16 protein-coding genes and 1 riboswitch are annotated in these 12,484 nt (G+C 69.4%); of the genes, 3 read left to right on the plus strand and 13 right to left on the minus strand.

Annotated features, from left to right (window positions below; genetic code table 11):
- Positions 1–1,188 (plus strand): uroporphyrinogen-III C-methyltransferase, encoded by a 1,188-nt coding sequence (gene cobA / locus EHW97_RS09335; RefSeq protein ID WP_124236898.1) that lies wholly within the window; start codon positions 1–3, stop codon positions 1,186–1,188.
- Between the two features lie 220 nt (positions 1,189–1,408).
- Here cobA and EHW97_RS09340 read toward each other — a convergent pair whose 3' ends face one another.
- From EHW97_RS09340 to EHW97_RS09350, 3 genes are all read right to left on the minus strand, one after another.
- Complete coding sequence (locus tag EHW97_RS09340; protein ID WP_124236899.1) at positions 1,409–1,714, minus strand: SRPBCC family protein; 306 nt, start codon at positions 1,712–1,714, stop codon at positions 1,409–1,411.
- Between the two features lie 162 nt (positions 1,715–1,876).
- Positions 1,877–2,272 (minus strand): hypothetical protein, encoded by a 396-nt coding sequence (locus EHW97_RS09345; RefSeq protein ID WP_124236900.1) that lies wholly within the window; start codon positions 2,270–2,272, stop codon positions 1,877–1,879.
- The gene (locus EHW97_RS09350) at positions 2,265–2,630 is read right to left on the minus strand and encodes a hypothetical protein (RefSeq protein ID WP_124236901.1); all 366 of its coding nucleotides are present in this window, start codon (positions 2,628–2,630) and stop codon (positions 2,265–2,267) included. Before EHW97_RS09350 ends, EHW97_RS09345 begins: the two co-directional genes overlap by 8 nt.
- Positions 2,631–2,734: 104 nt before the next feature.
- Here EHW97_RS09350 and EHW97_RS09355 point away from each other — a divergent pair, with 104 nt between their 5' ends.
- Complete coding sequence (locus tag EHW97_RS09355) at positions 2,735–3,484, plus strand: alpha/beta fold hydrolase (RefSeq protein ID WP_124236902.1); 750 nt, start codon at positions 2,735–2,737, stop codon at positions 3,482–3,484.
- Here the strand turns inward: EHW97_RS09355 and gcvP are convergent.
- The 10 genes from gcvP to clsA all read right to left on the minus strand — a co-directional run bounded on the left by gcvP (position 3,474) and on the right by clsA (position 11,705).
- Entirely contained in the window at positions 3,474–6,308 is a 2,835-nt protein-coding gene (gene gcvP / locus EHW97_RS09360) for an aminomethyl-transferring glycine dehydrogenase (protein WP_279432309.1), read from the minus strand. The genes EHW97_RS09355 and gcvP overlap by 11 nt on opposite strands.
- 61 nt (positions 6,309–6,369) lie before the next feature.
- Positions 6,370–6,462, minus strand: a riboswitch (glycine riboswitch).
- 13 nt (positions 6,463–6,475) lie between these two features.
- Entirely contained in the window at positions 6,476–7,051 is a 576-nt protein-coding gene (locus tag EHW97_RS09365) for a MerR family transcriptional regulator (RefSeq protein WP_124236904.1), read from the minus strand.
- Positions 7,052–7,180: 129 nt separating this feature from the next.
- Entirely contained in the window at positions 7,181–7,645 is a 465-nt protein-coding gene (locus EHW97_RS09370; RefSeq protein WP_124236905.1) for a bifunctional nuclease family protein, read from the minus strand.
- Positions 7,646–7,647: 2 nt separating this feature from the next.
- Positions 7,648–8,373, minus strand: coding sequence for a transcriptional regulator FtsR (ftsR, locus tag EHW97_RS09375; protein WP_124236906.1), 726 nt, complete (start codon positions 8,371–8,373; stop codon positions 7,648–7,650).
- Positions 8,370–8,795 carry an FHA domain-containing protein gene (locus EHW97_RS09380; RefSeq protein WP_124236907.1) on the minus strand — a complete coding sequence of 142 codons (426 nt, stop codon included), beginning with the start codon at positions 8,793–8,795 and terminating at the stop codon, positions 8,370–8,372. The genes ftsR and EHW97_RS09380 overlap by 4 nt, the downstream gene beginning before the upstream one ends.
- Before the next feature lie 110 nt (positions 8,796–8,905).
- Entirely contained in the window at positions 8,906–9,280 is a 375-nt protein-coding gene (gene gcvH / locus EHW97_RS09385) for a glycine cleavage system protein GcvH (protein WP_124236908.1), read from the minus strand.
- A gap of 20 nt (positions 9,281–9,300) precedes the next feature.
- Entirely contained in the window at positions 9,301–9,993 is a 693-nt protein-coding gene (locus EHW97_RS09390) for a DUF881 domain-containing protein (RefSeq protein ID WP_124236909.1), read from the minus strand.
- Positions 9,986–10,318 (minus strand): small basic family protein, encoded by a 333-nt coding sequence (locus EHW97_RS09395; RefSeq protein ID WP_124236910.1) that lies wholly within the window; start codon positions 10,316–10,318, stop codon positions 9,986–9,988. The genes EHW97_RS09390 and EHW97_RS09395 overlap by 8 nt, the downstream gene beginning before the upstream one ends.
- Entirely contained in the window at positions 10,315–11,100 is a 786-nt protein-coding gene (locus EHW97_RS09400; protein WP_166367465.1) for a DUF881 domain-containing protein, read from the minus strand. The genes EHW97_RS09395 and EHW97_RS09400 overlap by 4 nt, the downstream gene beginning before the upstream one ends.
- The gene (gene clsA, locus EHW97_RS09405) at positions 11,097–11,705 is read right to left on the minus strand and encodes a cardiolipin synthase ClsA (RefSeq protein ID WP_124236912.1); all 609 of its coding nucleotides are present in this window, start codon (positions 11,703–11,705) and stop codon (positions 11,097–11,099) included. The genes EHW97_RS09400 and clsA overlap by 4 nt, the downstream gene beginning before the upstream one ends.
- A 157-nt stretch (positions 11,706–11,862) precedes the next feature.
- Between clsA and EHW97_RS09410 the strand changes: the two genes are divergently transcribed.
- The gene (locus tag EHW97_RS09410) at positions 11,863–12,480 is read left to right on the plus strand and encodes a superoxide dismutase (protein ID WP_124236913.1); all 618 of its coding nucleotides are present in this window, start codon (positions 11,863–11,865) and stop codon (positions 12,478–12,480) included.
- Positions 12,481–12,484 lie beyond the last annotated feature (4 nt).

Genomic DNA, 12,484 nt, shown 5'->3' on the forward strand with positions numbered 1-12,484 from the left:
GTGACCGATCCCCTCTTCCCGATCTCGCTGCGCCTGACCGGGCGCCGCGTCGTCGTCGTCGGCGGCGGGCACGTCGCCTCCCGGCGGACGACGTCCCTCCTCGAGGCGGGGGCCGAGGTGGTCGTCATCGCTCCGCAGCTCTCGCCCGCCCTGGTCGCGAGGGTCGAACGCGACGAGGTGACCTGGGTGCCGCGGACCTACCAGTCCGGGGACCTCGACGGGGCGTGGCTGGTGCAGACCGCGACCGCCGATCCCGCGACGGACGACCAGGTTGCGCGCGATGCCGAGTCGGCTCAGTTGTGGTGCCTCAAGGGCGGGGACCCCGAAGGGGCGACGGCGTGGATGCCGGCGACGGGTCGCGTGGACGACATCGCCGTGGCCGTCAACGCGGGCGGGGATGCCCGCCGCGCTGCGACGCTCCGCGACGCTCTCGTCACCGTGCTGGAATCCGGCGATCTTCCGTTGCGCCATCGCACGCACCACCCCGGCGGCAGGGTCGCCCTCGTGGGTGCCGGGCCCGGTGATCCGGGACTGATCACGACGCGCGGCCGCCGACTACTCGCGGAGGCGGACGTGGTCGTGGTCGACCGACTCGCGCCGCAGGGTGTGCTCGAGGAACTCGACGAGGACGTCGAGATCATCGACGTCGGCAAGATGCCCGACCGGCACCCCGTCCCGCAGGAGCAGATCAACGCCCTTCTGGTCGACCGCGCGCGCGGGGGGAAGATCGTGGTCCGACTCAAAGGCGGCGACCCCTACGTGTTCGGCCGCGGCGGCGAGGAGCTGCTCGCCTGCCGGGCCGCGGACGTGCCGGTCGAGGTCGTGCCGGGCGTGACGAGCGCGATCGCCGTAGCCGCCGCCGCGGGCATCCCCGTCACCCATCGAGGTGTCGCGCGGGGCTTCACGGTCGTCACCGGCCACGAGGAGCTCGCTCATGTGCCACACGGTGGCGACCACACGCTCGTGCTGCTGATGGGCGTGAAGCGGCTGTCGCAGACCACGGACGAGCTCATCCGGGCGGGCCATCGCCCCACCACGCCGGCCGCCGTCATCGAGCGAGGCTTCCTTCCCGATCAGCGGGTCACCGTGGCCACTCTCGGCGAGCTCGCCGAGCGGGCGGCCGCGGTGGGCGCGACCGCCCCGGCGATCGTGGTGGTCGGCGACGTCGTCACCGCGCTCCAGGACTGAACGTCAACCGCGAGCGCGACGACGAAGCTCGCCGCACCGATCAGCACCGGCGCGGCGCCACCGACGAGCAGACGCAGCGGCGAGGCCAGGGCCCGACCGAGCACGAGGGGCTCGTCGCGGTAGTCATCGGGGCGGGGGCACGGCGCGGTCTACGAGCGAACGTGCCTCACTGCCGACCAACCACATCAGGACCCCTCGTACCGTTGCGCCGGCACAGAGCCTAACGCCCGGGGCTTGAGTCGCCCAGCCACCTGCGGAAGCGGCGTTCGCCTTGGCTCATCACCATGGCGTGTGCGGCGCCGAAGACCGGCCGCAGCACGGGGTCCGTGCGACGCATCCACGGTCGGGTCACGTCGACGTCCCACTCGATCAGCAGCAGCGTCCGGTGGCGCCCGAACGGCACGAACCTCAGGACCGCCCGCCCGACGAGGTCGCCCGCCGCCCGGAAGGTCATCGTGTCGGGGCGATTCAGCTCCAGCTGGTCGATCGAGAACCGGAGTCGGTACCCCAGACCGCTTTCAGCCACGAGATGAAGTGCTGAGTCATCGCGACCCTCGACGCGAACCCTGCCCCACCACGGAAGGGGGTCATCAGCGGCCAGCGCATCCTGGACGACCTCCCACAATCGTCCGCGCTCGACCGGCAGGTCCCAACGCGTGCGGAACCTGTACGGCGCGGCGCTCATTGATCAGGCCCGGCCTGCGGCCCGACGGCGGTAGACCCACCACAAGCCGACCAGAGGCAGCACGAGTGGCACGAAGGCGTACTGAATGCCGAACAGCGACCACACCGTCGCGTCGGGGAACAGCGCCGGGTCGAGAAGCGTCAGCAGACCGACGGCGAGCACGCCGACGAGTTCGAATCCGATGGTCCAGGACGCCAGCCGCTGTCGATTGGTCGCCAGCGCGTACGTCGCGACCAGGTACACGAGCGCCGCCAGCGCGGACAAGGAGTAGGCGAACGGCGCGTCGGCAGCGTGTGTCGCGAGTTGGTAGAGCGAGCGGGCGGACGCCGACAACGCGAAGACGGCGTACACCGCCACGAGGAGCCGGCCGAAGCCGTGTGAGGTGTGCGTGTCAGCCACGAGGTCCCTCCCAGATGCCGTGGAGCCGCAGCATGAGTGCGGCGATGGTGATCATCGCGATGGTGACGACGCCCGTGCCCCATCGGGTCTTCTCGATGACGCCCCACACCACTGCCGCCGGCGCGATGACCAGAGTCGTGGCGAGATAGGAGAAGAACAGGATGCCGTCCACCTCGTGGTCGCGCCCGCTGTAGGCCACCGCGGACCCGATGGTGATGGCGACGAGTCCGATTTCGAGCGCGGCGATCGCATAGAACAACGGATTGCTGAAGCGGTACCCGCGCCAGCTGTGCCATGCCGCGTACGCTCCGACCGCCAACGCATAGGCGCAGGTCACGTAGACCACGAGCGCGCTCACCGCCACCTCCGAAGAATCGACCGTGGAAAGTCTTCCATGCGGGAGGTGATCGACCGGCTGAGGGTCGGTAGCGACCGTGACAGCGTTGCTGTCACAATGGGCCGGTGAGCACTCCGGTCGTCCTCGTCTCCCCCGCCATGGCCATCGGTTCGCACTTCTACGGACGCGTCGTCGACGCGTTCGAGGCGCGCGGCTGGAGCGCTCGCGCTCTTCCACGCCGAGGCTTCGAGCGAGACGGCCAGCGCGCCTCGCGCGACCGCGACTGGTCCTACGCCGACGAGATCGCCGACACCGCCGAGGCGGTCGCGAAGGCACGTGCCGAGTTCCCCGATCGCCCCGTCGTGCTGTTCGGCCACAGCCTGGGGGGACACGTCGCGGTGGGGCATCAGCTCGCGCACGATCCGGCCGACGGTGTCGTGCTCGTCGGTGCCTCGCTGCCGCATTTCCGGTACTACCCGCACGCCGGCCTGGGTCTCCTCGCGATGGGTCTGCTCGTGCCGCTCGTCTCCGCGGTGCGCGGCTACGTTCCACCGCCGCTCTTCGGTGCGCCCGGAGCGCGCACCCTCATGCGCGAGTGGGCCCACGTCGCGCGCACGGGCGGCGCGCCCTTCCCGGTCCCGCGGCGCATCGACACCCCGACGCTCGCGATCGACCTCGAGGGCGATCGCTACGCCGTCCCCGCTGCCTCCCGTCACTTCGAGCGCACCTTGATCGATCCGTCGGCTCTCACCCGCTGGGACTACCGGAGCGACGCGGCGCCTGAAGGCGGCACGACCCACCACGTGTTCTGGGCCAAGACCCCCGACCCGGTCGTGGACCGGGTGGTCTCATGGTGGGCCGACGTCAGCCGCTGACGGTGTCGAACGCCTCGACCGGCGGGCACGAGCACACGAGGTTGCGATCGCCGTACGCCTGGTCGATACGACCCACCGGCGGCCAGTACTTGTCTTGCGTGACACCGGCCGGGAACACGCCCTCGGCGACCGAGTACGCGTGCGACCACTCCAGCAGCTCACGCGCGGCGTGCGGCGCGTTCGCCAGCGGATGGTCGTCCGCGGCGTAGGCACCGTCGGCGACGCGGTCGATCTCACTGCGAATCGCCAACATGGCGTCGCAGAACCGGTCCAGCTCGGCGAGATCCTCCGATTCCGTGGGCTCCACCATGAGCGTGCCGGCCACCGGGAAACTCATCGTCGGCGCATGGAACCCGTAGTCGATGAGCCGCTTGGCGACGTCCTCGACGGAGACGCCGGTGCGCTTGGTCAGCTCACGGACATCGAGGATGCACTCGTGCGCGACGAGTCCGTGCTCGCCTGCGTAGAGCACCGGGAACGCGTCGCGCAAGCGTGCAGCGACGTAGTTGGCCGAGAGCACCGCCACCGACGTGGCGTCGGTGAGCCCCTGGCCACCCATCATCGAGATGTAGGCGAACGGGATCGGCAGGATGCCGGCCGAGCCGTACGGTGCAGCGCTGATCGCTCCCACGCCCTCGCGCCGGTCGGACCGCGGGTGCAGCGGGTGACTGGGCAGGAACGGTGCGAGGTGCTCGGCGACGGCGACCGGACCGACCCCGGGTCCGCCGCCGCCGTGAGGGATGCAGAACGTCTTGTGGAGGTTGAGATGCGAGACGTCGCCGCCGAAGGCACCCGGGCGGGCGTGTCCCAAAAGCGCGTTGAGGTTCGCACCGTCGACGTACACCTGGCCGCCGGCCTCGTGGACGATATCGCACAGCTCGGCGATGCCCTCCTCGTACACACCGTGCGTCGAGGGGTAGGTGACCATGATGGCCGCGAGTTCGTCGCGGTGCTGCTCGCATTTGGCGCGCAGATCGTCCAGGTCGACCTCGCCGGACTCGCCGGCAGCGACGATCACGACACGCATCCCGGCCATGACCGCCGACGCCGCGTTGGTGCCGTGGGCCGATGACGGGATGAGGCAGATGTCGCGTGCGTCGTCACCGCGACTGCGGTGGTACGCGCGGATCGCCAGAAGCCCGGCGAACTCGCCCTGCGAGCCGGCGTTCGGCTGCACCGAGACGGCGGCGTATCCGGTCACCTCGGCGAGCCAGCCCTCGAGCGTCTCGATCAGCTCGGTCATGCCGGCGGCGTCCTCGGCCGGGACGAACGGATGGAGCTCAGCGAACTCGGGCCAGCTGATCGGTTCCATCTCGGTCGTGGCGTTGAGCTTCATGGTGCATGAGCCGAGCGGGATCATGCCGCGGTCGAGCGCGTAGTCGCGGTCGCTGAGCTTGCGCAGGTAGCGCAGCAACTGCGTCTCGCTGCGGTGCTCCGAGAACACCGGGTGGGTCAGGATCTCGTCACGGCGCAGGAGCGGCTCGGGCAGGTGGGCGCGCCCGGTGAGGAGCGTCGGCGCGGCCACGCCGAACGCCCGCAGCACGAGCTCCAGGTGCTCCAGCGTCGTGGCCTCGGAGCAGGCGACCTGCACGTGGTCGCCGTCGACCTGCCACAGGTGGATGCCCGACGTGCGCGCGGCAGTCACGACGCTGCGGGCCCGGCCCGGCACCCGCGCCACGACGGTGTCGAAGAACTCCTCGTGCACGATGTCCACGCCGCCGTCGCGCAGGGCGTCAGCGAGCGTGGCCGCGTGCTGGTGCACGGTCAGCGCGATCTGTCGAAGACCCTCGGCGCCGTGGTACACCGCGTACATGCCGGCCACGACGGCGAGCAGCACCTGCGCGGTGCAGATGTTCGACGTCGCCTTCTCACGCCGAATGTGCTGCTCACGAGTCTGCAACGCCAGTCGGTACGCCGGCACGCCCGCCGCGTCGACGGAGACGCCTACGAGGCGCCCCGGCAGGTGCCGCTCAAGACCATCGCGCACGGCCATGTAGGCGGCATGCGGACCGCCGTAGAACATCGGGACGCCGAAACGCTGCGTCGATCCGACGACGATGTCGGCACCCATGCTGCCCGGCGAGGCCAGCGCGACGAGCGCCAGCGGATCGGACACGACGACGGCGAGGCCACCACCGGCGTGGACCGCTTCGATGACGGACGTCGGGTCGGTGACGGCACCGTCCGCCGCCGGGTACGCGATGACGACGCCGGCGACGTCCGCATCCAGCCCCGTCGCCCCGAGGTCGACGTCGTGGAGTTCGATGCCGACCGCCTCGGCCCGGGTCCGGAGCACCGCCAGCGTCTGCGGGGCGAGCCGGGCATCGACGGCGATCGGGCGCAGGTCCTTGCCGCGCGATGCGCGACGGATCAGCGTGAGCGCTTCGCCGGCCGCCGTGCCCTCGTCCAGCAGCGAGGCGTTCGCTGTCGGCAGGCCCGTGAGGTCGGCGACCATCGTCTGGAAGTTCAGCAGAGCCTCGAGTCGGCCTTGGGAGATCTCCGGCTGGTACGGGGTGTACGCCGTGTACCAGGCAGGGTCTTCCAGCACGTTGCGGCGAATGACCGCGGGCGTGAGCGTCGGGTGATAACCGAGTCCGATCATCGCGATGCCGGGACGGTTGCGCGAGGCCAGTTCGCGGAGCCGGGCGATCGCGGACCTCTCGTCCAGTGCATCAGGAAGGGCGAGAGCTTCGTTGTGGCGGATGCGTCCGGGAACGGCCGCATCCATGAGCGCGTCGAGCGAGTCGTAACCGAGCCGCTCGAGCATCGCGGACTGGTCGCTAGGGCGAGGGCCGATGTGGCGGGCGGCGAAGGGCGTGGTCACAGGAGGCTCCAGGGTCGACGGTCACAACCCCTCCCCCTCTGTCGCAGCGCTTCAGAGATGCCTCGATCGTGTGGTCCGGGTGCCTGAGAGGTTCCGGGGAGGAATTGCCCCTTCGGCGCCGCGCCCTCGGCGCGGACTCTCCCACACGTGTCAGCAGCAGTGCGAGTCTAACTGGTACGGCGTGCGCGGCGCGCTGCCAGTTCGTCGGCGACCTGCGGCTGGCTCTCGGCCCGTTCGGTCGGCAGCTCGTGCAGCGTACCCTCGATCTCCCTCCAGACACCGCCGATGGCGATGCCGAAGACGCCCTGGCCGCCCTGGAGCAGGTCGATGACCTCGTCAGCGGAGCGGCACTCGTAGACGCTCGCGCCGTCGCTCATCAGCGTGACCTGGGTGAGGTCGTCGGTGCCGCGCTCGCGCAGATGATCGATCGCCGTGCGGATCTGCTGCAGCGACACCCCGGCGTCCAGCAGACGCTTGATGATCTTGAGCAGCAGGATGTCCTTGAAGGAGTACAACCGCGCCGTGCCGGACCCCGTCGCCGAGCGGATCGTCGGGACGACGAGCCCGGTGCGGGCCCAGTAGTCGAGCTGGCGGTAGGTGATGCCGGCGGCGTTGCAGGCCGTCGGGCCGCGGAAGCCGGTGTCTTCGGGCAGGGGCGCCAGATCGTCGGTGAACAACAGGCCCTGGTCACCCGCGCGCGAACGGGCCTCCGCCGTGTCGTCTCCCGTGGTCGGATCGATCATCGTGCGCCTTCCTGCGTGCCGTAGGGGGAAGTCTACCTCGCGAAACGACACTCGTGTGCTTCGCGTGCTCCCTCAAGGTAAAGCTGAACCTGAGGGTTCACCAAGAACCGACGCGGCGTGTCGCGCGACTCAGGGTTCGAAGTCCTCGGGATCGACCGACTCGAGGAACTCACGGAACCGCTCGACCTCGGCCTCTTCGTCCTGGGTGGAGGCGATCCCGGCCTCGTCGAGGACGTCCTCCGCGCAGACGATGCGCGCGGCGACCCGGAGCGCCAGCGCGATCGCATCGCTCGGGCGCGACTCCACCACAGCTCCGGAGGCGAAGACGATCTCGGCGTAGAAGACCCCCTCGCTGACGTCGACGATGCGGATCTCCTCGATCTCGTCGCCGAGTTCGGCGATGACCGAGGTGAGCAGCTCATGAGTGAGCGGCCGGGGCGTCATGATGTTCTGCTGCGCCTGCGCGATCGCCGATGCCTCCACGGCGCCGATCCAGATGGGGAGATACCGTACGCCCTCGACCTCGTGCAGCAGCACGAGCGGCTGGTTGCTCGGCATCTCGACCCGGACCCCGATGACCTCCAGCTCGCGCACGGTTAACTCCCCCGGAGTTCGTTGCGCACCAGCACGGTGTGCAGCCGGACCAGGGTGGCAGCGAGTTCGGCCAGGGTCGCTGCGGCGTTGGGGTTGGCACGTGAGGCCGACGGGACCGCTTGCTCGAGCAGGGAGACCTCACGGTCGGCCGCCGCGCGGAAGCCGCGCAAGTGGCGCGGCTCGATGCCGAGGCCGGCCATCTTGCCGACCAGCGCGGCCACGAGGAGGTCGTCACGGCTGTAGTACCGCTGCTGCGGACGGCGGCGGATGAGCTGGAACTCCTCGATCGCGTCGAGCGTGGCTGCGTCGATGTCGGCGGCCTCGAGCAGTTCCTCGCGCGACAGCCGGGTGGCGCCTTGGCCCTCGGAGAACGTCGCCGCGGTGGGCATGCCGTCACTGGAGCTGACCGTGACCTCGGGGACGAACCAGGCGACGTCGTCGTCGGCCAGGTCCGGCAACACGCCGCGGTCGATCTCGTCGAGCACTTGGCGGATGTGGCCCAGGGGCCAGAACCGCTCCTTCTGCATGCGCAGCACGAAACGGAGCCGCTCGACGTCGTCGTAGGAGTACTTGCGATACCCCGACGGGGTGCGTTCGGGCTCGACGAGCCCCTCCTGCTCGAGGTAACGCAGCTTGCTGAGCGTCAACTCGGGGAAGTCCGGGCGCAGTTCGTCGAGGACCTTGCCGATCCCCAGACGCGCGCTCGGCTCCGGGAGCGCTTGGCTCACTGCGACCCGTCCTGGGCGGACGCGCCCGGGAAGTAGATCAAGCGATACTTGCCGATCTGGACCTCGTCACCGCCGCTGAGCAGGATGTCCCCGTCGATACGGTCGCGGTTGACGTACGTGCCGTTGAGGCTGCCCAGGTCCGACACCACGAAGCCGCGATCGCGCCGCGTGAAGGTGGCATGGCGCCGCGAGACGCTGATGTCGTCGAGGAAGATGTCGCTGGACGGGTGCCGGCCCACGGAGATGTGGTCGGCGTCCAGCAGGAACCGCGATCCGGCGTCGGGGCCGCGCTGCACCAGCAGCATGGCGCTGCCTTCGGGGAGACTCTCCACGGCCGACAGATCGGTCGCGGACATCTCCTCGGTGTCGGCGTCGATCGCCGGGAACATGTTCGTGTCCTCAGTTCCACCCGGCGTGGACATCGATCACCAACTCCTCCAAAGGTCTCAAGGTCACGTTCAGGTTGGTGGTTCCAACCTAGCATTGACGCCTGACGTTCGGCAGACCCTTCCGTCAGGAGTTCACCGCATGGTCAACCGGAGGTGTGCGCGCCGTAGGCGGCGGCGTCGAGGAGGCCCTCGGTGGCGTCGCCGGAGACCTTGACCTTCAACAGCCATCCCTCGCCGTACGGGTCCGAGTTGATGACCTCGGGAGTCGTCTCGAGGGCGTCGTTGCGTTCGACGACCTCCCCATCGACCGGCGAGAACACGTCGGAGACCGACTTGGTGGACTCCAGCTCCCCCACCACCGCGCCGGCCTGGACGGCCTCGCCGGAGTCAGGCAGATCGACGAAGACGATGTCGCCGAGCTGATCCTGCGCGAAGTCGGTGATCCCGATGACGGCGACGTCACCGTCCAGGCGCACCCATTCGTGCTCACGGCTGTAATACAGGTCCTCAGGGATCACGGCGTCTCCTCGTCAAGGGCTCAGGATGCGGGACGAGCGTACTGCGGCTCGGGGATATCGGCGAGAGCGGTGATGGCCACCCGATCACGTTGCTCGACAGTCACCGTACCGCCGCGATCCTCCACCCGGTCGGCCAACCCGCCGCGGAAACGGACCGCTTCGGCCATGGTGTGCGGATCGCCGATCGCCTCGATGACGTACGGCGGTTCGAGCAGACTCCCGCCGACCCGCACCCCGTCCCGGTCGTCGAGGAAGTAGGTCTGCGCCACGACCCGCGCGGTGCCGTTGATCGCGATGACCTCGGCTCCGGCGTCCCGCAGCTCCTCGACGGAGTCGAGCAGGATCGCCGCGGTCACCGCGTCCTCGGGCCCGGAGAGCTCGACCGCGATACCGGGCCCCGCGGCCGGCGACGTCCCCGCGAGAATGGCGAGCTCCGCAGCGCGCTTGCGCGCCGCCTCCTCCGCTTGCTCGGAGTTCGCCGAGGAGTCGCGCAGCTCGTCGCGCGTGGCGCTCAGTTCCTCGATCTGCCGCGCCAGCCGCTGGTTCGAGGCGTCGAGCGACTTGAGCAGCTCGCCGAGCTCGGCACCGCGCACGCCGGAGAAGTCCTCGCGTTCGTCCTGACGCCACTGCGCGACGATCGCGAAGGCCAACGCCGCCACCAGCACTCCCGCGAGGAGCTGCAGCGGTCGGCCCACGCGGCGTCGCTCACGCATGGAAGACCTGCCGACGGATGGCGGCGGCGTTGGAGAAGATCCGGATCCCGAGGACCACGATGACGCCGGTCGACAGCTGCGAGCCGACGCCGAGCTGATCGCCGAGGTACACCATCGCGGCAGCGATCAAGACGTTGGAGACGAACGAGATCACGAACACCCGGTCGTCGAAACGCTTCTCCCCCAGCGCGCGGACCGCGCCCACGACGGCGTCGAGCGCCGCGATGATGGCAATCGGGACGTACGGTTCCAGGGGCGCGGGAACCGTGGGCTGAAGGATGAAGCCGGCGACGATGCCGACGACCAAGCCGATGATCGGGATCACGGCGCCTCCTCCGTCGAAGTGGCGTGGGTCAGACTCAGACGCGCACGGGGCACGGCAGGGACGGTGAGCTCGTCGTCCGCGACGATATCCCAGCTCACCCCGCTGGCGTCGGAACGATGCTGCCAGTGACGACCGGACGGGTTGGCCGTCCAGTTCTCCTCGAGCTCCGGCGGCCCGATGGCCGTGATCTCGTAGGGCTCGTTGAGCGTCCGGTAGTTCACGGTGACCGCCTCGCCGGCCCAGCGGATGGCTGTCATGCTGCCGATCCGCTGCCCGTTGATCGCCACCGCTTCGGCCCCGGCGTACCACAGCCCGTTGACCAGCAGCTGCAGATCGAGGTCCGAGATCTCCGCCGCCGCACCACGATCACCTGATCGCGCCGTGATGACGATTCCCGGCCCGGCCGCCGGCTCGTCGGCGGCGACGACCGCGGCGCCGGCGTCGTCCACGACGGCGCCCGCGGCCGCCTCACGTAGCTCTTCGACCTCGGTGGTGAGCTCCTGGACGCGGTCGCGCTGGCTCTCGACCAGCTCCTCGCGCGCTTCGATGTCGTCGATGAGGGCGGCACGCTCGAGATCACCCGCCGGAGCGTCGGTGCGGGTCTGGACGGCGGCGGTGGAGACGAGCAGACCGAAAGCCAGCAGCGTGACCCCGCTGAGAACACGGGCGGAGCGGCGCGGGGAACGCTCCCGCACCGCGTAGTAGTCGTCGTCGAGCGCGGTCTGCCACAGCTGGTCGAGCAGCGCTTCGGCGGGACGCCCGCCCGAGGGCGGTGTGGTCATGTCGACCGCACCGGCGGCATCGTCGCGAGCAGATGCCGCAACTGGAAGGCGTACAGGACGCCAGCCCACCAGTAGAGACCGACGCCCCAGATCGTGAAGGCCCATCCGAAGACGTTCGCCAGGTCAGCGACGACGCCGGTGCCGTCTCCCAGCAGCAGCAGCGGGAAGGCGTACAGCAGGCCCGCCGTCGCCGCCTTGCCGAGGAAGTGGACCGGCAGCGCGCTGAAGCCCCGGGTGCGCAGGAACGGGACGAGCGAGAAGAGGAAGACGTCGCGCAGCGGCAGGATGATCGCCAGCCACCACGGGATGATGTCGCGCAGGCCGAGGCCGATGACGACGGCGAGGATGTACAGACGGTCGGCGACCGGGTCGAGGATCGCGCCGAGCTTGGAGGTCTGCCCGAGCGAGCGGGCGATCTTGCCGTCGAGATAGTCGGTCACCCCCGAGACCACGAGGACCGCGAGCGCGGCGACATCGAGCTGCGGCCCGAGCACGAGCCACAGGAACAGCGGCACGAGCGCGATGCGCACGAGGCTCAAGATGTTCGGGACGGTCAACAACCGCTCCGTCCTCGGTTCTGGCACCCGCCCTCCTCGCTCGCTCATCTCCGTACCAGCCTAGGCCATGACAGGCTGCGCCTGGCGCACGACGTCTCGAAGGTCGACCCGGTCTTGCGTGGGTGATCAGGACTGACAGACTGAAGACAGACACCTCTACGTCGCAGCCGTGGGCCGAGCGGCCCACCACACTCAAGGAGGACGCGTGGCTGAATACACCCTGCCCGAGTTGCCGTACGACTACGGCGCGCTCGATCCGCACATCTCGGGCAAGATCATGGAGCTGCACCACACGAAGCACCACCAGACCTACGTCAACGGTCTGAACACCGCCCTGGAGAAGCTCGAGGAGGCCCGTGCGGCCGGCTCCTTCGAGACGGTCAACCTGCTGGAGAAGAACCTCTCGTTCAACCTCGGCGGGCACATCAACCACTCGATCTTCTGGAAGAACCTCTCGCCCGAGGGCGGCGACAAGCCGACCGGCGAGCTGGCCGCGGCCATCGACGACAACTTCGGGTCGTTCGACGCCTACCGTGCGCAGTTCGAGGCCACCGCGCTCGGCATCCAGGGCTCCGGCTGGGCCATCACCGCGTGGGACACGCTGGGCCAGCGCCTCGTCATCGTCCAGCTCTACGATCAGCAGAACAACATCCCCGCAACGCTGATCCCGATCTCGCAGCTGGACATGTGGGAGCACGCCTTCTACCTCGACTACATGAACGTCAAGGCCGACTACGTCAAGGCGTTCTGGAACATCGCCAACTGGGCGGACGCGCAGGAGCGCTTCACGGCCGCCACCTCAGGTGGTCAGGTGCTCTTCTGAGCCG

Source organism: Aeromicrobium camelliae (assembly GCF_003850045.1).
Taxonomy (GTDB): Bacteria; Actinomycetota; Actinomycetes; order Propionibacteriales; family Nocardioidaceae; genus Aeromicrobium; species Aeromicrobium camelliae.